Origin of the sequence: uncultured Actinomyces sp., from assembly GCF_963526355.1 — a bacterium.
GTDB lineage: Bacteria > Actinomycetota > Actinomycetes > Actinomycetales > Actinomycetaceae > Actinomyces.
The window spans coordinates 24,583-45,221 of sequence record NZ_CAUROW010000018.1; the positions used below are offsets into that span (position 1 = coordinate 24,583).

The 20,639-nt window shown below is 68.9% G+C and carries 19 protein-coding genes; 7 read left to right on the forward strand and 12 right to left on the reverse strand.

Annotated elements, in window-relative coordinates; translation table 11 throughout:
- Positions 1-158: 158 nt before the first annotated feature.
- Entirely contained in the window at positions 159-572 is a 414-nt protein-coding gene (locus tag RWR81_RS06020) for a MerR family transcriptional regulator (RefSeq protein ID WP_314455878.1), read from the reverse strand.
- Positions 573-674: 102 nt separating this feature from the next.
- On the opposite strand from RWR81_RS06020, the gene RWR81_RS06025 reads away from it, so the two are divergent.
- Positions 675-1,910 (forward strand): MFS transporter, encoded by a 1,236-nt coding sequence (locus RWR81_RS06025; RefSeq protein WP_314455880.1) that lies wholly within the window; start codon positions 675-677, stop codon positions 1,908-1,910.
- Here RWR81_RS06025 and RWR81_RS06030 read toward each other — a convergent pair.
- Both RWR81_RS06030 and RWR81_RS06035 read right to left on the reverse strand, forming a co-directional pair.
- Positions 1,899-2,657: an SIP domain-containing protein gene (locus RWR81_RS06030; protein ID WP_314455882.1), complete on the reverse strand. Its 759-nt coding sequence runs from the start codon at positions 2,655-2,657 to the stop codon at positions 1,899-1,901. The two genes, RWR81_RS06025 and RWR81_RS06030, sit on opposite strands and share 12 nt — an antisense overlap.
- Before the next feature lie 141 nt (positions 2,658-2,798).
- Positions 2,799-4,139, reverse strand: a complete 1,341-nt coding sequence (locus RWR81_RS06035) for a DUF418 domain-containing protein (RefSeq protein WP_314455919.1) — start codon at positions 4,137-4,139, stop codon at positions 2,799-2,801.
- 303 nt (positions 4,140-4,442) lie between these two features.
- Here RWR81_RS06035 and RWR81_RS06040 point away from each other — a divergent pair, with 303 nt between their 5' ends.
- From RWR81_RS06040 to RWR81_RS06050, 3 genes are all read left to right on the forward strand, one after another.
- The gene (locus RWR81_RS06040; protein WP_314455884.1) at positions 4,443-5,150 is read left to right on the forward strand and encodes a class I SAM-dependent methyltransferase; all 708 of its coding nucleotides are present in this window, start codon (positions 4,443-4,445) and stop codon (positions 5,148-5,150) included.
- A gap of 540 nt (positions 5,151-5,690) precedes the next feature.
- A complete protein-coding gene (locus RWR81_RS06045) occupies positions 5,691-5,918 on the forward strand; it encodes a hypothetical protein (protein WP_314455886.1) in 228 nt (75 codons plus the stop codon).
- Between the two features lie 269 nt (positions 5,919-6,187).
- On the forward strand, positions 6,188-8,104 hold the full coding sequence (locus RWR81_RS06050; RefSeq protein WP_399498110.1) for a hypothetical protein: 1,917 nt from the start codon (positions 6,188-6,190) through the stop codon (positions 8,102-8,104).
- 117 nt (positions 8,105-8,221) lie between these two features.
- Here the strand turns inward: RWR81_RS06050 and RWR81_RS06055 are convergent, their stop codons facing one another.
- Positions 8,222-8,629: a phage holin family protein gene (locus RWR81_RS06055; RefSeq protein ID WP_314455890.1), complete on the reverse strand. Its 408-nt coding sequence runs from the start codon at positions 8,627-8,629 to the stop codon at positions 8,222-8,224.
- A gap of 47 nt (positions 8,630-8,676) precedes the next feature.
- Here RWR81_RS06055 and hisC point away from each other — a divergent pair, with 47 nt between their 5' ends.
- Positions 8,677-9,921, forward strand: coding sequence for a histidinol-phosphate transaminase (gene hisC, locus RWR81_RS06060; RefSeq protein WP_314455894.1), 1,245 nt, complete (start codon positions 8,677-8,679; stop codon positions 9,919-9,921).
- Positions 9,922-10,083: 162 nt separating this feature from the next.
- On the opposite strand, the gene RWR81_RS06065 is transcribed toward hisC, so the two are convergent.
- From RWR81_RS06065 to RWR81_RS06085, 5 genes are all read right to left on the reverse strand, one after another.
- Positions 10,084-11,241 (reverse strand): YwiC-like family protein, encoded by a 1,158-nt coding sequence (locus RWR81_RS06065; RefSeq protein ID WP_314455896.1) that lies wholly within the window; start codon positions 11,239-11,241, stop codon positions 10,084-10,086.
- Positions 11,242-11,399: 158 nt separating this feature from the next.
- Positions 11,400-12,050 carry a hypothetical protein gene (locus RWR81_RS06070; protein WP_314455898.1) on the reverse strand — a complete coding sequence of 217 codons (651 nt, stop codon included), beginning with the start codon at positions 12,048-12,050 and terminating at the stop codon, positions 11,400-11,402.
- A gap of 296 nt (positions 12,051-12,346) precedes the next feature.
- The gene (gene pgm, locus RWR81_RS06075) at positions 12,347-14,029 is read right to left on the reverse strand and encodes a phosphoglucomutase (alpha-D-glucose-1,6-bisphosphate-dependent) (RefSeq protein WP_314455900.1); all 1,683 of its coding nucleotides are present in this window, start codon (positions 14,027-14,029) and stop codon (positions 12,347-12,349) included.
- A gap of 266 nt (positions 14,030-14,295) precedes the next feature.
- Positions 14,296-15,282 (reverse strand): hypothetical protein, encoded by a 987-nt coding sequence (locus tag RWR81_RS06080; RefSeq protein ID WP_314455902.1) that lies wholly within the window; start codon positions 15,280-15,282, stop codon positions 14,296-14,298.
- Between the two features lie 168 nt (positions 15,283-15,450).
- The gene (locus RWR81_RS06085; protein ID WP_314455904.1) at positions 15,451-16,209 is read right to left on the reverse strand and encodes a hypothetical protein; all 759 of its coding nucleotides are present in this window, start codon (positions 16,207-16,209) and stop codon (positions 15,451-15,453) included.
- A 165-nt stretch (positions 16,210-16,374) separates the two neighbouring features.
- On the opposite strand from RWR81_RS06085, the gene RWR81_RS06090 reads away from it, so the two are divergent.
- Positions 16,375-16,773, forward strand: coding sequence for a RidA family protein (locus tag RWR81_RS06090; protein WP_314455905.1), 399 nt, complete (start codon positions 16,375-16,377; stop codon positions 16,771-16,773).
- A gap of 154 nt (positions 16,774-16,927) precedes the next feature.
- On the forward strand, positions 16,928-17,824 hold the full coding sequence (locus tag RWR81_RS06095; RefSeq protein ID WP_314455907.1) for a DUF5926 family protein: 897 nt from the start codon (positions 16,928-16,930) through the stop codon (positions 17,822-17,824).
- Between the two features lie 110 nt (positions 17,825-17,934).
- Here the strand turns inward: RWR81_RS06095 and RWR81_RS06100 are convergent, their stop codons facing one another.
- Genes RWR81_RS06100 through RWR81_RS06110 form a run of 3 tightly spaced genes read right to left on the reverse strand, consistent with a single transcriptional unit; the run spans position 17,935 to position 19,862 of the window.
- Positions 17,935-18,690, reverse strand: a complete 756-nt coding sequence (locus RWR81_RS06100; RefSeq protein ID WP_314455909.1) for a DNA alkylation repair protein — start codon at positions 18,688-18,690, stop codon at positions 17,935-17,937.
- Positions 18,691-18,693: 3 nt separating this feature from the next.
- Positions 18,694-19,305, reverse strand: a complete 612-nt coding sequence (locus RWR81_RS06105; RefSeq protein WP_314455911.1) for an NAD(P)H-dependent oxidoreductase — start codon at positions 19,303-19,305, stop codon at positions 18,694-18,696.
- Positions 19,305-19,862 (reverse strand): TetR/AcrR family transcriptional regulator, encoded by a 558-nt coding sequence (locus tag RWR81_RS06110; RefSeq protein WP_314455913.1) that lies wholly within the window; start codon positions 19,860-19,862, stop codon positions 19,305-19,307. Before RWR81_RS06110 ends, RWR81_RS06105 begins: the two co-directional genes overlap by 1 nt.
- Positions 19,863-20,639 lie beyond the last annotated feature (777 nt).

Consider the following 20,639-nt stretch of genomic DNA (forward strand, 5'->3'; position numbering starts at 1 on the left):
GGCCCTGGTGACTGGAGCCGGCGGCTGATGAGTCTTATCGGGCGGAGGCCTTGCTCACGGCGACCTCATGTGCCGCCGGTCCCTCGGGTTGGGCTCTGGAACGTGGCCCAGCAGTGGCGGGGCGGGCAGGATGAGGGGGACGACGACGTCGGGTCCCTTCAGGACGCATCGTTGACCCGACCGGAGGTCAATCGCGGAACCTGGTCCTCGGTGCCGACGTGCCCGAGGCTGGAGGAGATCACGCTCTCAATGGCGTTCTGGGACTGTACGAGCGCGTCGACGGCGTGCGCGATGCGGTCGCGCTCGCGGCGGAGCTGCTCGATCAGCTCGGGGCATGTAGCGGCCAGACGGCCCGCCCTCTCGGCGAGGCAGGGGAGAGTGGTGCGAATTGTGTCGGTGCTGAGGCCCGCGTCGAGGAGGTATCGAATGCGGGCGATGACGGCGAGATCCTCCTCGGTGTAGTCGCGGTACCCGGAGATATTACGGTCCGGCGAGAGCAGGCCTTGCTCCTCGTAGTAGCGCAGCAGGCGCGATGAGACCGTGGCGCGACTGGCCGCCTCGGAGATGCGCAATTCCCGTCCCTTCCGCCCATGACCTTGGACCCAGTTGCTCTCTGTTGCCTTCTCATTGATGTCAGGGTTGATCGTATCAACATGAGTTTGAGGAACCGAGATGTGGGAAATGCGCGGGGACTGCAGTCGTGGCTGGTGCTGGGCGGATTCGTGCTGCTGGTGTTCTGCACCGGGACGGCCGAGTACCTGGTGGCCGGTGTGGTGTCGCACATCGCTGATGACCTGGGGGTATCGGTGGCTGCGGCTGGGCAGACGGTAACGGTCTATGCGCTGGGCGTCGCCCTCGGCGGTCCGATCATGACTGTGCTCACCGCCCGGCTGCCGCGTAAGGGCCTCGCGCTCGGCTTGAGCGCTCTGTTCCTCACAGGGGTGCTGATTACCGCGGTATCGCCCGGATTCACGGGAGTTCTGCTCGGTCGGGCGGTGTCGTCGCTGTCTCAGGCGACGTTGTTCGCGATCGGGCTGGTGACCGCCACGGACATCCTGGGGGATAAGCGCTCGGGGATGGCGATTGCGATCGTCTCCAGTGGGTTGACGGTGGCCACCGTTCTGGGCGTGCCCTTGGGCGTACTGCTGGGTGGGGGCCTGAGCTGGAGGTGGCCCTTCCTGATCCTCGCCGGCATCACACTGGTTGGTATGGGAATGCTGGCGGGTGCGATGCCCCGTGCCTGCGCTCCGGACTCGCATGCGAGCGATGAGATTCGCTCGCTGCTGCGATTGCCGGTCCTGCTGGCGATCGGGACCACGGTCGTCGGATTCGCCGGCGTGGCCACCGTGTTCACTTATCTCGTCCCGCTGCTCACTGACGTGACCGGACTCGCGTCGACCGCGGTGCCGTGGCTGCTGCTGGCCTACGGGGTGGGCGGATTCGCCGGGAACCTCGCCGCCGGACGTTTGACTGATATGTCGCTGCGGGCGACCCTGCTCGCAACCCTCTGCCTTCTCGCCGTCGTGCTCGGTCTGTTCCCCGTGGTTGCGTTGACAACCGCGCCGACCGTGATTCTGGTCCTGCTGCTCGGTGTGCTCTCGACTGCCACCGTGCCCCCGCTTCAGGCGCTGGTGCTCCAGCATGCCGGGGCCGCTCCGAGCCTGTCGCTGGCGGTCAATGTCGGAGCGTTCAACCTTGCCAACGCCATGGGGGCCGTTGTGGGTGGGATTGGCGTGTCCGCCAACCTGCTTCGATTCAACGGTGTCGCCGGGGCGATCTTCGCGGCGATGGGTGTCGGGATGGTGGCGCTGGTGATGCGTCGTCCGAACCGGGGCGACGGTGTCGACGTCGTCGTGGACGCGGAGGGGGAGCGGAACGACGCCGGCGACCACCCCGGCTCAGGCGTCTGAGGCGATGCCCATGGCGCGGCCGCGGATCCAGTAGGCCTGGTGCTGGATGCTGCGCCGGTTCATGCCCGAGGCGACCAGGTGGCGTCGTACCGTCTTGGTGACGCCGCTCTCCAGCGCGATCCAGACCCAGTCGAGTGCCAGGTCCCCGGTGTCGGCCCACAGGGCGTGGTCGACGGCGGCCAGCAGCTTGTCCTCGGACACCTCGGGATCCAGGCGGATCAGTTGATGGTCGCGCTCGGCCCGGGGAAGGTGGCCGGCCTCGGGGGCCAGCATGATGACCGTGACCGGGCTGCCCGCCGGGGCGGCATCCACGGCGTCGGCAAGTGCTGGTGCGGAGGCGGGGTCACCGACCAGAAGCATTCGGTCGCCGGGTGATGGTGGGCGGTAGCTGGTGCCGCCCATGACCTGGACGGCCACAGTGGCTCCCGGCCTCACCCGGCTCGACCACCGCGACGCCGGCCCGGTCGGCTCATGGTGCAGGAACAGGATCCTGGCGCTGGCCCGGGCGCGGTTGATGTGGGTGAGCGTGTAGGAGCGCTGGTACTCGCGATCGTTCTCCGGTACCCACATCCGCACCCAGGTGGTGGGCGGCAGCGAGTCGGCCTCGGTGCCCAGAAGGCTCGGGCACTGGACGGTCAGCTCTGTGTAGGGCGGGAGCTCACGCACCCCGGTGACCGTGAGCCTGTGCTCCGGCACGCGCAGCGCCTTGAGCACCGCGCCCTGCCAGCCCCGTCCTCCATGTGCCATTCGCCGACTCGCCTTCCGCCTGTTTGACATTCAACTCAGGGGAACCTTAGCCGGAAGCGGGATGGTGCGGTAGGGGCCGCCCGGCCCGCGGGGCACCGGCCCGCGGGTTCCAAGACCGGTGAGCAGCCGCCGCGGGCGCAATCATCCGGCCGGCACTGTCTCCGGGTGGGTGTCGGCGGGGGCGGCTATGGCACTGGCGGTCGGTGATGGTGGGGTTGGGTGGGGTCGTTTGCGTTCGCTGCGGGCCACGGCGGTGCGTAGCAGGGTCTCGAAGGGACCGGCGTGTCCGCCGCGCTCCAGGACCGTGCACAGCAGCACGGTCACCAGCCACACCGCCACAGCGATCCCGGCGGTCCGGGCCTCGCCCAGGTGAAGCTCGATGCCGGTCAGGGCGGGTAGGGCCAGGAAGACGGTGGCGAACAGGAAGCTCTGGGTCAGGTAGGCGGTCATGGAGCGGCGCCCCACGTTGGAGGCCAGACGACGCAGCCCCGTCAAATCGCCGCCCTCCCTGGGCCCACCGGCGTACAGGGCCAGCAGCGCCAACCAACCACAGGCGCTGACCAGCCCCGTCATCTCGTGAAGAGGCACGGTCCAAATGACCTGGGGCCCGCCCGTGGCAGCCACCGCGGTCCCGATGCCGCCCAGGGCCCCGATCCCCAGACCACCCACGCCGATGACGGCCAGGAGGCGGCGGTGCCGCTCGGGATGAGCGATGAGGTCGGTGTCGGCCAGACGAACCCCAAGGAACACCGTCGGAACCGCCATTGTCACCAGATCCGTACCCGTGCTCGCGGCCCAGACGACGATACCGTGGGAGATGTAGGACAGGAGCGTGACGGTCGAGCCGGCCGCCTCCTGGTTGGCCGCTGCCGCCGGGGTCGCGCCCGGGGAACCCATGAGACTGCCCAGGACAAAGGTGATGACGATGCTGGCGACGATGATGACGGCGCTCAGGATCGCGGCTCGTTTCCAGTGCTTGCGGGCGATCCACCCGGCGAAGACGACGGCGATCAGGCCGTAGAGGCCGATGATGTCGCCGGAGAAGAGCATGGCGTGGACGAATCCGAACAGGATCATCCACCAGCCGCGGCGCCGCACCAGGCGGCGGGCGTCCACAGTGGCCTGCTCACGGGCCCAGGCCTCCTCCTGCGGCGTCGGCTCACAACCCGCATCCACCCCCGGCAGGGACTGCAGATAGGCCCGAGTGCCACTGGCGATACGCCGGTTGATCATGGTGGCCAGCCCGAAGCCGAACAGCATCGCAAACAACGGGAAGGACCGCTGGTCGATGAACAGCGTACGCACCCACAGCCAGACCGTGTCGATGGTGTCAGCAGGAGGGGTGGAGGACCGCGCTAAGTCGACGTCGACCCAGCTGGGGACGTTGGCCAGGGCGATGAGCAGGAGCATGAAGCCACGGGCCACATCCGGGGCCGGATAACGCACGCCCCTGGAACCAGTGAAGGAGGTGATGAGTCTCATGCCCTCCACGCTAGGAAGCGCCTCACAGTCCGCGCCTCCCCCGAACAGCTTGCTCACCAGCACCACTCTCCGCCTAAAAGGCGAGAAGAAGCCCCAGCGCCTCCTCCCACAGGACCAGAACCCCTCATTCTGGAGCCGGTTGCGAAAATCGCCGGATTCGGGCGCGCTCGCAACGAATCCGATATAGCCGTGCCCTTGGAGCTGTCCCTAGCTTTCGCAACAGGCCCTGTGGCTGGGAGGAAGCTGACGGGATCCGGCCACCGGGCAAGCCTTCGGTTGAGCCGGCGCCGGTAGGCTCGTGCCATGACACAGCCCCACCAGCAGCGCTCCGGCCCGCAGTCCGATGCGGGGATGCGAGCCACTGGTTCCCAGACCGACGTCGGCGATCGGGCCTCCCGCTGGGAGGAGCGCTACGCCTCGGTCGAGCGGCTCTGGTCGGGCCGCCCCAACGACTGGCTGCCCGAGCTCGCCACCGACTGGGAGCCCGGAACCGCCCTGGAGATCGGCTGCGGCGAGGGCGCCGACGTCCTGTGGCTGGCCGAGCACGGCTGGCAGGTGACCGGGCTGGACCTGTCCGCCACCGCCGTCGGGCGTCTGAACCGCGAGGCCGAGCGCCGTGGGGTCGCCTCACGCGCGACCGGCGTGGTGCACGACGTCGGAGACGGACTGCCGGAGGGCTCCTTCGACCTGGTGACGAGCTTCTACGTTCATGGCGGACCCGAGGAGGGATCCCTCGACCTCGTGGCCCTCCTGTCCGACGCCGCGGCGCACGTGGCCCCCGGCGGCCGCCTGCTCACGGCCGTGCACGCCGTCAACCCGCCCTGGCACACCCATCACGCCCGGACCTACACGGCCGATGAGCTGGTTGTGGGCCTGGCCGGGGAGACGGCCGGCTGGGAGGTGGTCGTCGCCGAGGAGCGCCGGCGCCAGGTGACGGGACCTGACGGCCAGGAGGGGTGGCGGGCCGACGCCGTCGTGTGCCTGCGCAGGCCGCAGCCCCCGTCGTCTTGACGCAAGGTGGGAACAGATCCGGAAAAGAGCCGGAAAAATTCGGGTGACCACCAGAATGTGGTGCACACTACGTAGAAATGGCGGTATGACGCCCATTTCTCAGCGTCTTCATAGGTGTTTCCGGGGGGTCCGCCCAGGATCGGCAGGTTACATAGTTACTGCCGCTGGACGGAATCGGTCACGAGGGTTGGGGAGCCCGATGACTGGCAGGTATCCGAGTTCGGAACGGGTTTTAGGGAGCCCGGACCGGGCGCTCCGGCGAAGGAGGCTCCGCCTCCCCGGCCTTATGGGAAGCCGGGTAGCAGGAGGATCTCGCGAGGCTTGGGCCCGCGGTCCGGGAGACCGGACCGCGGGCCGAGTCCTTTCCTGAGCAGACGCATGCGGGCCGGGCTGACTCAGGCCGCCGTCGGCTCGGCGAGGCCCTTTCCACGTCCTGACTATGCTCGATTCCCGGGGGCCACAGGCGCCGGTCCGCAGGTCTGGTCCACAGGGCGATCCGTTGGCACTGCGGCCGCCTCGGGGCCGCCCTACCGTCGAGTCATGTCTTTCTCGCTGTCTCTCTCCAGGACGGACTACGACACCGCGGTCACCCAGTTCCCCGCCGTGGTGCCCGCCAGCTGGGTGGGGGTGGACTCCGCCGCCTGCCAGACGGCGCTCGATCACGCCTCCGGACTCCTGGCGGCGCTGGCGACGCGCTACGACACGGCGCTCTGCGATGTCAGCATCGTTGAGGCCCGCAGCTCATCGAGTGGGATGAGCCCGTCATGAGCCCGGTACCCGCAGGCGGCCCCGACGGCCCCTATCCCGCCTCCGCGCAGAAACCGGCATCCTCGGGGTCATCATCGGACTCGTCGTCGGGCCCGACGTCGAACGCGCCATCACAGGGAGGGGGCGCGAATGGAGCGCCGGTGGGAAACACGGGTGTCCCCTACCCCGCCTGGGCGCAGAATCCCAATGCGAGCAAGGCGCCGGAGCCCGCACCGTCTACCGCCCCTGATGACGGTCCGTCCCCGGAGGGCGCCGGTCATTCCTGGACCATGTGGGGAGGGAACACCCCGGTGGTCGTGGCCGGCGGCAGTGTCTCGGTGAACACGGAGGACCTGGACTCCCTGTCCTCCAGTCTCACCTCCGCGGCCGGCTCACTCGATGAGGCGAGGGCGCTCATCGCCAATGCGGTGACCGAGGTGAATATGGCACCGCCTCCACCGCCGCCCCCGATGTCCTCCCTTGAGCCGCGAAGCATTCTCAACCCGCAAGGAACCTGGGAGGACATCGACGGGCAGTGCGTCCCCGTCTCGAAATCCTCCTCCCCCTCCCCAGGCGGGAACGGGCCGTCCGACGGAGTGGACCCATATGTTCTTGATCTGGAGAAGGTCAAGGCCCTGACATCGCTGGACGCCTTGAGTGCCGGACCCGGGTCTTTGCAGGATGTTGCAGACACCCTGCGCGGCATCGCCGCCGACGTCACCGCCTGCGCTCAGGCCCACACGCTGGCAGAAGGAGGTGCCACCCCCGGTCCCGGCCTCGTGGGGCCCGTGGATATCAGGGCCTTCGACGGCGGCCTGGTTCAGCAGGCGCTGGGATTCACCTTCGCCACCGCGTTCCCCAGCACCGCCAACCTGGCGGTGCTGGCGACGACGCCCGGTAGCCCGCTCTACACGATCCTCAAGGACAACGAGGACGGCCAGGCCGTCGTAGAGGCGCTTCACGTCCTGCTCGCCGACCCGGCCACCGCCCGGTGGGTCCAGGACGACGCGGTCCGGATCGTCCTGCTGACCCTGTGGCTTCAAAAGGCCAAGACCGGTCGGGAGGCGGCCACGGTCGAGACCTACCTCCAGCAGGTCTCCGAACGCCTCGATCCCTGGGTGACCCAGCATCTCCCCGGCCAGGTGTCCGTGGGGACGCAGACCGTGGACACCACGACCCTCACGCCCATGCAGCGCGTCACCAAGTACCTGGGGATCAGTTCCGCGGCGCTGGGCGCCGGAGTCTACGGAATTCAGAGCGGCATCATGGTCACTCCGTTGGGCGGCAGCGGGAGCACCGTGCTTCCGCCGGCCTCCAGCGACCCCCTGGGACTCGCCAGTCCGGTGCAGGCCGGAATGACCGGTAAGGGCAAGGAGTCCCGACCCTCGCAGAACATCTCCGAGACGATCCTCCACTGCCAGGAGCTACAGGCCTCCAGGGACTCCCTGGGGCAGGGGTACGAGGAGGCCGGCGTCATCTCCATCCAGAGGGTCGAGCACACCGACGGCCGCGTCTCGTGGGTCGTCTACGTCCCCGGCACCACCGACTGGACCGTCGGTGACGGCGAGCCGCAGGACCTGCTCACCAACCTCGAGGGCGTAGGCAGAACCCCCACGGTCATGGAGAGCGCCGTCGTCACCGCCATGCGCCAGGCCGGTGTCCAGTCCGGCGACGAGGTCGCCCTCTACGGCCACTCCCAGGGCGGCATCACCGTCTCCAATGTTGCGGCCGACCCCGAGGTCCACAGTCGCTACAACATCACCACGGTCCTCACTGCCGGATCCCCGACCGCGGGCGCCGACATTCCCGACGACGTCCATGCCCTGCACCTGGAGAACACCGGAGACGCCGTCCCCGGGCTCGACGCCGCCCCCACGCCCACGGGTCCCCGCCGGCAGGTCGCCATGATCGACACCCACCAGATGGATGTGGGCGACTACCCCCACGCCTCCAGCGTCTACGCGCAGACCACCCAGGGTCTGGAAGACAGGGCGCCCGAGCTGGGCGACTGGAGCCGGTCCTTCTCACGCGTCTCCGGCGCCGGAGAGCAGGGAGTGTCCACCACCGAGTACATCTTCGCTATCCAGCGCAACACCGACTCCAACGGGGTGTACACCGATGGCGCCGGCGAGCAGGCCAGGGTGCCGAGCTCGGCTCCGTCCTACGAGCTCCCGACCCCGGCCCCGCAGCCGTCCGGGGAGCACTAGGCCGTATTGGGGAAGCACGGATGATCCCGGGGGCATGGCCAAGCACTTGGTTCGTCGCGGACGCGCCTGAGGCGCCGACTACGGATGTTGCGGGTGCAGTATGTGGAGATGGCGGCGTCAGTCCTCGCAACGCATCAGCATCGCGGCAATGATCGAGGAGATCACCGAGATGATGATCGAGCCGACGATCGCCGTGCCGAAGGAAGAGACCCTCAGCCCCAGCGGCACCGAGCCGCCGGCGCCCAGCGCCCCGATGTGGTCGGTCAGCCAGCTCGCCAGTGAGAGCATCGCGCCATTGACCACCAGGGAGAACAGTCCGAAGGTGACGATGTAGAGCGGAAAGGCCAGGAACGTCGCCACGGGCTTGACCAACGAGTTCACCAGAGCCAGTACCAGTCCCAGAACCAGAAGGTTCAGCCACATCAGGCCGACCCCTGCACTCTTGGGCACACTCAGCCCGGACAGGAGGTGCGTTGCCAGCCACAGGCCGGCCGCGTTGCCGAGGGTTCGAGCCACGATCTCCATGGGCCCATTGTGCCTGTGCGGCCTGCGCCGGTGTCAGGATTGGGGCTATGACTTCCGCAGCGACTCCAGCGACCGGCGAACCCGACCCGGTGGCTCCAGTGGTTCCGGTGACCCGGGTGGCTCCTGATACTGGGGCGGCCGCGACGCCGACGGTGCCGACGACGTCTGACACGCCCGTCCGCGACGCCGACCCCCTGATCGCTGAGCCCCTTACGACGGTGCGGATCCGCCCCGACGTCGCCGCCCTGCCCGCCTACGTCCCCGGGGCCCGCCCCGACGCCGAAAGCCCGGTGGAGATCGCCAAGCTCTCCTCCAACGAGCTGCCCTTCCCCCCGCAGGAGTCGGTGGTCGAGGCCATCACCCGTGCCGTGGCCGGAGTCAACCGCTACCCCGAGATGACCGGCGAGACCCTGACCCAGGCGCTGGCCCGCCGGTGGGGTGTGGAGGCCGAGCAGGTCGTCGTCGGCAACGGGTCAGTGGCCCTCATTCAGCACCTCCTCGACACTGTCTGCCGGCCCGATGACGAGGTCATCATCCCCTGGCGCTCCTTCGAGGCTTACCCGATCTGTGTCGCCGTCGCCGGCGCCAGGGCCGTGCGCGTCGCGCTGACCCCCGACGCCCGCCACGACGTGCCCGCCATGCTGGCGGCCATCACTCCCCGCACCCGCGTGGTCATGGCCTGCACGCCCAACAACCCCACCGGGACGATCCTGACCGCCCATGAGCTGGCCGGTCTTGTGGCCGGAGTGCCGCGCGACGTCGTCGTCCTCATTGACGAGGCCTACCTCGACTTCGTCACCGACCCGCAGGCCGGTGACGCCCTCACCCTGTTGGCCGGTGCTCCCAACCTCGTGGTCTCGCGGACCTTCTCCAAGGCCCACGCCCTGGCCGGCATGCGTGTGGGCTACCTCGTGTGCGAGCCGGGCCTGGCCGCCGCCATCCGCTCCGTGGCCACGCCCTTCGGGGTCAACCTGCCCGCGCAGGCGGCTGCCGTCGCGGCGCTGGGGCAGGCCGAGCTGGCCCGCACCGCTGAGCGCTCGGCCACGGTCGCCGCCGAGCGCGACCGGGTCGTGGACGCCCTGCGCACCCAGGGCTGGCAGGTGCCCGAGGCTCAGGGCAACTTCTTCTGGCTCGGCGTGGGTGACGAGACGACAGCGCTGGCCGAGCACTTCCGCGCCGCCGGCATCCTCGTGCGTCCCTTCGCCGGTGAGGGTGTACGGGTCTCGATCGGGACGACGGCGGACAACGAGAGAGTCCTGGCAGCCGCGGCCACCTGGCGCGAAGCGCGCTGAGGATCACCGAGGTCCGACAGCCGAGCGGCTGATTCTGCCCCGCTGGCGATATCGGACAGTACATGCCTCCAGACGACGTCCGGGGTGGCCGTCGCTGTTGGATCGCGGTTGTCCCTGCGCGGCCGGTCGCACGGTCCGTACCCGAGTGGGCGGCCCTCGCTGTCAAACCGAGATGGTCACCAGGAAGGCCACGCACATGACGACTTCGACGATGCCCATCGTGCCCGGTCGCAGCGGACGGTGGCGCTTGCGCACCAGGCTCCACTGCCACAGCGGCATGACCAGTGACCGCACGGTCAACACCACCCACAGGGCGGCGTGCCCCCACGGCAGCATCCCCGACGATGCCAGCCAGATCGTCACCACTGCCACGGCCGTGTGGGCTGCTGCCGTTCCGGCCAGCAGCACGTAGTTGAAGCGCTCGCGGATCATGGACTTGATGTAGGGGACCGTCCCGCAGAAGTAGGCGGCGGTCATCGCCGTCACCAGCCACATCCACGGCCACCCCGTCAGTGCGCCGTTGGGGGAGACCCCCGGTAAGGGGTGGCTCGGCGTCCCCAGGCCCAGGAACCCGCCGTCGCCGCGCACCGCCAGGCTGTAGGTGACGGCCGCCATGAGGGAGGCGGCCGCCGTCGTCGACAGTCCCGAGAGCAGCGAGCGCTCGTGCCCGCGCCACACCTGGTGCAGCGCGATGGCGAACAGCGGCAGCAACGGTACTGCCCACTGGATGAGGTAAGGGGCCACGAGCAGGGTGATAAGAGCCAGGGAGGCCGTCCAGCCGGTGTAGACCAGGAGTGGCAGCATGATGAGGGCGCGCTTGCGGGCCGAACGGGTGCGCAGCCACTGGGACCAGCACCAATAGGTGAGGTAGCCGCCCCACCATGCCGGCAGGAACAGGAGGTTCACCCAACTGAAGCCGCCCACCACCCAGCCGACGACCGGTGGCAGCACCAGCATCGACCAGGCCCCGTGCTGGTTGGGGACCCAGGCCTTGCGGCCGGGTTGGCGCCGGATCTGTTCCTGAGTGGGGGGCTTGGGGCGCCCGGTCTGCCGGGGGCGGCCGGTGGCCAGCATGATGTCGTCCTGCGGGCCGGGCCGGGACTGCTGAAAAGGGGTGCGGTGCGGTGCGGCGGTGCCTCTTGATGTCGAGGAGGAGGCGCCGCCGGCCGAGCCGGCCGAATTGAGTGCGGGGCTCGCTGACTCAACGACCTCGGGGGATGCGGCCGATGCAGAGGACTCAGAGGCCCTTGCGGGGCCGGTGGACGCGGAGGAGTGCTCGACGTGATGCTTGGACGGCCTCGACGGGCGGGACTGGCTCACACCCGTCACCCTAGTCGCTCGCGTCTCTGTGCGGTTGGGGAACTTTTCTTCCGGCCGGGTACGTTTGACGCCGGTGGGTGCCGTCCCCGGCTGCCTTCTGCCCGAGCCCCTGCGCTTGAAAGATGCTCCGCTCGGTGGTGTTCGAGCGGTGTCTGGTTCTACCACCGCACTCCGGTGGGGTGGATGCCGTGGCGGGCGAGCTCGCGGCACATGGCGGGGGCGTCATCGGGCCAGGCGTCCTTCCAGGTCCAGCGGGCGACGTCGTAGCCGGCGCGGATGAGGGTGAGCTCGCGCTGACGCTCGTCCCAGACGGTGTGCTCGGCGTCCATGGCGCAGACCCCCTGGGTGAGCCCGCCCCACCGGGCCAGATCGACAACCGTGTCGGCCACGGACGAGGTGCGGGTGCCAGTATCGTCCAGGAGGCCACCCAGGCCGGGGCGGCGGTGACGTTGCAGCAGCGCCGTGTGTGAGCGGGCCTCGCTGAGTCGGAGGCACTGAACCCGCATCGGCACGCTGCCCACCAGTGGGAGCCCGAGCCACACGGCCGCCGATACGCCGAGCAGGACGATGTCTCCGCGGGTCTTGGCCAGCGCTGCCCGGATGAGAGTCAGGTGCCTCAGATCGGGCCTGGCCTCCTTCCATTCCTGCGCGGGCACGTAGGTTCCCGGGGCGATGCGGGTGAGCCTTGGGCCGGTGAACAGGCGGGACGCCCCGGCCATGACCGGGTCTGAGGTGAGAGGCAACGGCAGCGACGGGGCCGTGCTGGGCGCGTGGGCGGAATCGGTGCGTTCGGGTGCGGTGGTACTCATGCCCACCAGAGTGGGGGTGTTCGATGGAAGGCTGCGGTTGATGTCGTCGACCCTGTGGAGGGGGCATGCGCGAGGCGACCTGTGGACCCCGGCAAGTCGCTGCCAGCGGGGACTTTCCGCGCATACGGGGACATTCTCTTCCGGCCGGGGACGTTCCGCGCGTACGGGTGCAGGATTTCTGTCCCCGACGGCGTCGAGTGCCCCCGCCCGGAGTGACACGCCCCCGGCCGCGCAGAATGTCCCCGGCCGCGACAAGGTGCCGCGGCCGGGGAGGCACCGGTGGCCCGGTGCCTGCGTTAGCCGCCCAGGGCCGCGGAGACCACCTGCTTGGCCTCCTCCTGGACCTGCGCCAGGTGGTCGGCGCCCTTGAAGGACTCGGCGTAGATCTTGTAGACGTCCTCCGTGCCCGAGGGGCGCGCGGCGAACCAGGCGTCCTCGGTGGTGACCTTGAGCCCGCCGATGGCGGCGCCGTTGCCGGGCGCGTCGACCAGCCGGGCGGTGATCTCCTCGCCGGCCAGCTCGGTGGCGGTCACGTCCTCGGCGGCCAGGGCGGCGAGCTTGGCCTTCTCCTCCTTGGTGGCGGCCGCGTCGATGCGTGCGTAGGCGCTGGCCCCGAAGCGCTCGACCTGTTCCTCGTGCAGCTGGGAGGGGGACTTGCCGGTGACGGCGATGATCTCGCTGGCCAGCAGTGCCAGGATGATGCCGTCCTTGTCCGTGGTCCACACGGTGCCGTCCTTGCGCAGGAAGGAGGCTCCCGCGCTCTCCTCGCCGCCGAAGCCCACCGAGCCGTCGATGAGGCCGGGCACGAAGTGCTTGAAGCCCACCGGCACCTCCACCAGGCGCCGGCCCATGGCGGCCACGACCCGGTCGATGAGGCAGGAGGACACCAGGGTCTTGCCCACGGCGCAGCCCTCGGGCCAGCCGGGGCGGTGGGTGAAGAGGTACTCGATGGCCACGGCCAGGAAGTGGTTGGGGTTCATGAGCCCGCCGTCGGGGGTGACGATGCCGTGGCGGTCGGAGTCGGCGTCGTTCCCGGTGGCGACGTCGTAGGGGGTCCTGCCCTCGGCGTCGGGCGTCATCGTGGAGCGTAGGGAGGCCATGGCGTTGGGGGAGGAGCAGTCCATGCGGATCTTGCCGTCCCAGTCCAGGGTCATGAAGTGCCAGGCCGGGTCCACCTTGGGGTTGACCACCGTGAGCTCCAGGCCGTAGCGCTCGCCGATCGCGCCCCAGTAGTCGACTGACGCGCCGCCCAGCGGGTCGGCCCCGATACGCACGCCGGCCTCACGGATCGCGGCGAGGTCGATGACGTTCTCCAGGTCGGCGACGTAGGTCTCCAGGTAGTCGTGCTTGATGACGTAGGGGCCGTCGAGCGCCTCGGTGATCGGGACTCGGGGGACGTCCTGCCAGCCCGAGGCCAACAGCTCGTTGGCGCGGTCGGCGATCCAGCCGGTGGCATCCGAACCGGCCGGGCCGCCGGTGGGGGGGTTGTACTTGAAGCCGCCGTCGCGCGGCGGGTTGTGGGAGGGGGTCACCACGATGCCGTCGGCCAGGCCCGGCCCGGCGGTGTGCACGCCGGCATCGGTGCCGGCGCCGTTGGCCAGGAGGATGGAGTGCGAGACGGCCGGGGTCGGCGTGTAGGAGCCGCGCGCGTCGACGGCGGTCGTGACACCGGCGCCCGAGAGCACCTCGACGGCGGTGCGCCAGGCCGGCTCGGACAGGGCGTGGGTGTCACGACCCAGGTAGAGGGTGCCGTCGGTGCCCTGGGAGCGGCGGTACTCCACGATGGCGGCGGTCGTGGCCACGATGTGGGCCTCGTTGAAGGCGGTGTCCAGAGAGGAACCGCGGTGCCCGGAGGTGCCGAAGACGACCTTCTGGGTCGGGATGGTCGGGTCGGGGACGAGGTCGTAGTAGGCGGAGACGACCTCATCGACGTCGATGAGATCTTCGGGCTGTGCTGGCTGTCCTGCGCGTGCGTGCATGGGGCACAGTGTGTCACGTACCACTCATTGAATCAGCCTGTTTCGCTGTGCGAAACACTGGGCGCTGTCGGGGTCGGGTGCGGCGTCCGCGGGGACCTGGGTGCTCGACGGCCACGGTGTTGTGGGAGAGTCCTCCGCGAGGATCCATGGGGAAGTGCCGTAGGTCCCGGGTGACGAACCGGTGTCGAACCGGGGCGGGCTCGATGGGGCGACGCGCCGTTGTGTGCGACTCCGCCATCGGCCGATGCCGATGATGAGGGCTCGGGCTAATCGGGGAGGATGTCCATGATGTTGATGTTGACGCGGTTCGCCAGCCACAGCTCGGCCCGCCTGACCCGGCCCCCCATGACGAAGAGCGAGCCGCGTACCGCGTGCGGGACGTTCCTGAACAGCGTGTAGCCGTCTCCGCCGGCGTCGACCCCGATACGTTCCTGGCCCAGCAGGTGCAGGCGCGTCGTCGGACGGGTGGGATCGGCGGTCAGCGCCTGCCATGCCTCGGGGGGTATCCCCTGCGGCAGAATGCCGGCCATGTCGGTGGCGTACTCGCCGGGCTCCTGGCCCACCGGGGCGATGACGACGTCGAGGTGGCGGTCGTCGAAGATGGTGACTACCCGTTCCGTCTGGTCGGTGTCCACGCACAGGCGGGTCCACCCCATGGCCCCCTGGGCCTGTTCCTGCTCCGAGACGGTGATCCAGTGCAGCGAACCGGTGGCCTTTCCGAGTTCGATGACTGCCCGGGTGTCGCGCTTGATGAGCCGGGAGGAGGCGTTCAGCATGATGTTGGGGAGGCGCCGACCGTGGATATGGATGAGTTCGGTGACATCGAGCTCGGGCAGTCCTGAGGCGTTGACGGCCTCGGGCGCGAATCCGGCGTTCTTGAGCTGCTTGCGCTCGCGGAGCCCGGTGTGAAACCCCGTGCGCAGGACGTCGGTGCCCATGAGGACGCTTGCGGGACTGCGCCGATGGGGTCGCGAGGCGAAGGCCGTGGCGATGGTCCGGGCGAAGGTAGTGCCCGTTATCCGTGGCCCGGCATCAGCGCCGTCCGTCCGGGTGAGCCCGGACATGCCTGGAAGGCGGTTGACGCCGAGTCGCTGAGAGGCCTGGGCAGCCGTGCCGGCGGCGGCTCGGCCTGCGTCCGCTGCGGTCCGGGATGCCGAGTCGGCCGCCCTTGCGGCGCCGGAGGTCGCCTTTCCGGCGAGGTTGCGGGCCTGGGCGGCCAGGTCGCCGCGCGACGGGATACTGGGCAGCTTCACGGCAGTCCTTGAGGTGGGGATGAACGGGAGTGAACCGGCCGGAGGCATCCGGCCGCTCCGAGTCTAGAAGCCGGGCGGGCCGGAGGGCAGGGGCAGTCCGGCCCGGGCGTCCGTGCCGGACTCGACGAGGAGGCGCGCCGTCGTCGCACGACGGTGATAGGTGATCGCCTAGTAGTCATTCACCAGCCTGTGGTTGTTGACCCGGTATCGCAGCCACAGTTCCGCCCTCATGACCCTGCCGCTCATGACGAGGAGCGAGCCGCGGTACGGGTGACGGACGTCTTCGAACAGCGTGTAGGTGTCCTTGCCGAGGTCGACCCCGATGTTCTTCGCGCCCAGCAGGTGCAGGCGCGCCGTCGGACGGGTGGGATCGGCGGTCAGCGCCTGCCAGGCCTGGGGAGGTATTCCCTGTGGCAGGAGACGGGCCATGTCGGCGGCGTACTCGTTGGGCTCCCGGCCCAGCGAGGCGATGACGACGTCGAGGTGGTTGTCGTAGAGGGAGAATCCGAAATCTTTCTGGTCGGTGTCCACGCACAGGCGGGTCCATCCCACGGCGCCCTGGGCCTGCTCCTGCGCCGAGACGTCGGTCCAGTGCAGTGAGCCGACGGCCGAGCCGACATCAACGATGCTGCGTGTGTCGCCGCTGGCGAATATGGAGCCCGCGTTCTTGATGATGTTGGGAATGCGGCGGCCGTGGATATGGACGAGTTCGGCGACATCGAGCTCGGGCAGTCCCGAGGCGCCGATCACCTCCGGTGTGAACCCCCTGTTCTTGATCTGCTTGCGTTCGCGGCCACCGAAGCGCAAACCGGTACGCAGGATGCTGGTGCCCAGAAAGTAGCTCCCGGCGTCGCGAGGGTGGGGGCGTGAGGCGAGGGCCGTGATGATTGTTCGGGCGAAGGGGGTATAAGACGATTTTAGTTTCACGGCGGTCCTCAGGAAAGACTGAAAGTGAGCGGGGTGGGCCGGCTCAGAGACAGTCGGCCGCCGCAAGTTTAGGAGCCGGGCGGACCGGAGGGTATGGGTAGTCTGGCCCGGGCGCCCGTGCCACCCATCGGGAACACGAACGCGCCCGAGCACTCAGGAGGAACCATGACCGTCAGCCGTATTGCCACCACCAGCGCCCCCGCCGCCGTCGGACCCTACTCCCAGGGGGTCTCGACCGGTCAGGAGGCCGGCTCGCTCGTCCTCGTCTCCGGACAGGTGCCGCTCGACCCGGCCACCGGAGCGCTCGTCGACGGAGATATCCAGGACCAGGCCGAGCAGGTCCTCAAGAATGTGGGTGCCATCCTGGCCGAGGCCGGGCTCGGGTACGACGACGTCGTCAAGACCACGGTCCTGCTCGCCGACATCGCTGACTTCGCCGCCGTCAACGAGGTTTACGCCCGCTACTTCACAGCCGACCCCCTCCCGGCTCGGGCCGCCTTCGGTGTTGCCGCTTTGCCGCTGGGCGCCGGCGTCGAGATCGAGGCCATCGCCGTCCGGCCCTGAGCCGGGGCGGGCTCGTTCTTGAGCCTCTGATCTGGGCGCGTCCGTCGGTCATCCACTCCGGTGCGGTGAGGACTGCAGCCGTGAACCGCGTCATGGGGCGCCGACGGGCCGTCGTCGGCCTGGGAGGGGGCGGGAGCCCGGTAGGCTGGCGACCATGTCGAAGAAGAAGCGCCGCGGGCGTCGTCCGGTCGGTACTGCCACGTCCACCAAGCCCCGCAAGCAGAGCATCGAGTTCGTCGCCCGCCCCTTCGCCGGCCTCCCGGCCGAGGAGGACCTGGTGGCGATGGCACAGATCATCCCGGCCGCCACGGCCACGGTGTGCCTGACCGAGGAGTACGGCGGCGGGCGGGTCCAGCTCGTCACGCTCCTGCCCGAGTACGTCCAGGGGATCAAGCGCGCCGACGGCGAGATCCTGGTGGCCATGCAGACCTCCATGCACTCCGGGGACGCCTCCCGGGACGTCGCCGCCGCCGTCCTGGCCACCATCGACCTGTCCGACGGTCAGGCGCTGCGCGCCGAAGGGCTGCCCGAACCCGGTCCGCGCCTCCAGGACATTCTTGACACCAGCGAGCCGCCGGTCGTCTCGGTGCGCGAGACCTTCGACTTCTGGGTCGATCCTCGGGGTGGGGTCGGTGATGCGAAGACCCGCCAGGCCATTGAGGACGCCATCGAGCATGCCAAGGACGAGATCACCCCGACCCGGCCCGTGCCGGGCGTTGAGCACGCCTACTGGTGCCGCCTGGGCACCAAGGAGTTCGTGCGCTGGGTTCGCGGGGAGGACGAGGACGAGTTCTTCAACGCCTTCGCCCGCATCCATGCCGCGCGCGAGTCCGACCTGGAGGAGGGGGCTCGCTTCGTCGGCGCATTCAGGGCCAACGGCCTGGCCATCCCCGTGTGGGAGCTCGTGCCCGGAACCGAGGCCGAGGAGCTCACCGAGCCGCTTCAGGCCATGGGTGGGCGCCTCGACGCCGCGCTGGCGGATGAGAGCCCGCTGAGCCCCGAGGTCCGCCGCGCCAGGGCCGGCATCATCTCTCGTCAGGTCAATCTCTGAGCCCGTCTCTCCCTATCTCTTTCATCGAGCCGGGCACTCTTCGCCGAGACCAGCAGGATCTCTGTCGGGCACCGCGAAGAATGTCCGGCTCAACGACCACCTGGCCGATGTCAACGCCCGATCGAGCGCAGTGCTCGCTTGATAATCCGTTCAGTGGCTGGACCGGGCGACTCCTCCCGCCACCGCTCGCAGAGCTCGATGGCCCAGGTGGGCTGTGTCTTGGAGGCGTCGTTGACCCAGTTCGCCACCGAGTCCTGCACATAGCGGGAGGAGTCGGCGCGCAGCGGCTCGAGCAGTGGAAGGCCTCGCTCGGGCTCCTTCTTGAGCACAGGGATGTGCCGTGCCCACACACCGCGCGGACGCAGCGCCTCGCCGGCGAAGCGCCGAATGCGCTCCGAGGGCTCTGAGGTCCATTGCCGCAGCGCGCGGATCGCCTCGTCGAGTTGGGGAACCATATGCGGGCGCACTGCCATCCATGACCACTCGCGTACTCCGAAGTGGGGGTCATCCGCGGCCGGTCGTGCCAGGGCCAGCAGCGTTTCGACGTCGGCGTCCTTCTCCTGAGAGGCCAGGGCGAAGACTGCCCAGCCCCGGACTGTGTCGGCCGGGTGGTCGGCGAGAGCCAGACAGGCGGAGCGACCAAGGTGTGTATACAGCGCCTCTCCCATGGCCTGCATACGGGCCAGGATGCCGAGCGAGTCGGCATGCCTGGCCGCGTCAACCAGATCCCCCGGTGCATCGGGCACCACCTGCGTCAGAAGTGTGGAGTGGGTGATGACCAGGATCTCTGCCAGTGTGCGGGACTCGACTTGTCCCGAGTTCAGGTCGGCTCGGCGCTCTGCGGTGATACTCGTGGTGGGACTCACACGTCACTTTAGCACGAGCTGGGTGACGCGGTTGAGGTGCTTGGCTCGCTGCTCCCGGCCGGCCTTGCTCACGCCTCCGAAGTTGACCCAGCTCCGTCCGCGCATGCCCATCTGCTTGATGGCTGCGCCCAGGAACGCCGAGCCGACGTAGTTGCCGCAGAATGCGCGCAGGTACCAGGTCGGGGAGGTTGACGTGGTGAGCACCAGCACCTGCTGGACGTGGGTGAGGAGCCCCTTCACCCCGGCCGAGGTCAGTTGGTAGGCCCAGTTCTGCTTCATCACCTTGTCAATGAATCCCTTGACGATGGCGGGCAGGGCGTCCCACCAGATCGGGCAGATGAAGATGATGCGCGTGGCCTCCTCGATGAGTCCCTGGTAGTGGCTGACCAGTGGGTCCAGCGTGCCGCCCTCGCTGAACAGGGCGAGCTCCTCGGTGGTGTAGCGGGGGTCGAAGCCGTCGGCGTAGAGGTCAACGACGTCGTAGGGCCGGCCCGCCCCGTCCAGGGCCGAGGTGGCTGTCTCGAGCACGGCATGGTTGAAGGAGCCGTCGTAGGGGTGGGCGTAGACGATGAGGGTGCGTCCGGTTGTCTTGGTGGGGGTGCTGTTGCTGGTCATCAGTTGTCTCCGATCGTGATGATGGCGCGCAGGGCGGCGCGGATGAAGGTGATGTCGGCGGTGGCGGCGCCGACGGCGATGAGCTGGGTGTAGCCCTGCAGGCAGGACCACACCAGGAGGTGAAGCGGTTCCGGGGTGGTTCCCCGCTGCGCGGCCAGGCGCTCCACCTCGCCGCGGGTGAGCGCCAGCAGCGGGTGCTCGTCCGGGTGTTCGAAGGCCGCAACGGCGGCGGGACTGACCTGGTTGAACTCGAAGAGTCGAGGGTGCTCGGCGGCCAGGTCCACCAGGAGGGACCCGATGCCGACGAGCGACTCGAGCGGGTCGTCCTGGACCAGGGAGCCGGCGCGCTCGCCCAGTGAGGTGGACAGCTGTCGCGCCGATGCCTCGAAGAGGCTGGTCTTGGATGGGAAGTGCTTGTAGCAGGCGGGTGTGCTCACCTTGCAGGCGCGGGCCACGCCGCCGAGCGTCACCTCGTTCCATCCGTGGGCGTCGATGAGGTCCAGGGTGGTGTCGATGAGTCGCTGGCGGGTGTCTGTGCTGCGTCGGTCTGTCTTCACATCAACTAGGTTAACGCCATTAACTTAGTTGTCAAGGGAGGCTGTGTCGAGGTGGGTACGGGTTGCATCATGTTCACCGCGAGTGACCACTATGTGGTCGACGTGAGATCGGGCGGATGTGGTGCGCAGAGGTTTGGGTGCCCCACTTGTTAACGTCACCAACGGCGCGATCGCAACAACGCCGGACGGTTGCTGATACCACTTCTGACCTGCGCGGATATCGGTGCGGGTGAACCCCTGGGCCAGGACCTTGACACCCCCGCGGCGGCGGCATTGAATCGTCTCAAGTCCATCACGGCACGACGAACGCCCCGCGCGGAATATCCCGGTGCGCGGCCTGAGAGGAGCACTGATGACGCGTACCGCTTGCGGCTCCGCACTGCGGTCGACGCCGATGCATGTCAGCCCCTCGTGCTCTCGTTGGCCTTCTGGCCGGCATCGTCGATGCCCGTCGACCGCCTTCCATCACCATCCGCCGGCATCCTGAATGCCGACGTCGGTCGGAGGGGCCGGAGAGCCGCAGGCCTCTGATTCTCACCGCCGACGAGGGGGCTGGCTCGGGCTCGTCGTTGAGTCTCGTCAGCCGGAATCCTGCCCAGTAACGCCTGACCGCCCCTGGCGGTGTGAGGCCGTCACTCAACTCATCCGATCCTGTTCGCCGTCAGATCCATGATGCCTATGGACCTTGAAGTCGGTTCCTGGCACCCTGGTAGGACGGCAGTGTCGCCGCCGGGCCCGCCCGCCATGCGGCGAGTGAAGCGAAAGGCCTGTTGTCAT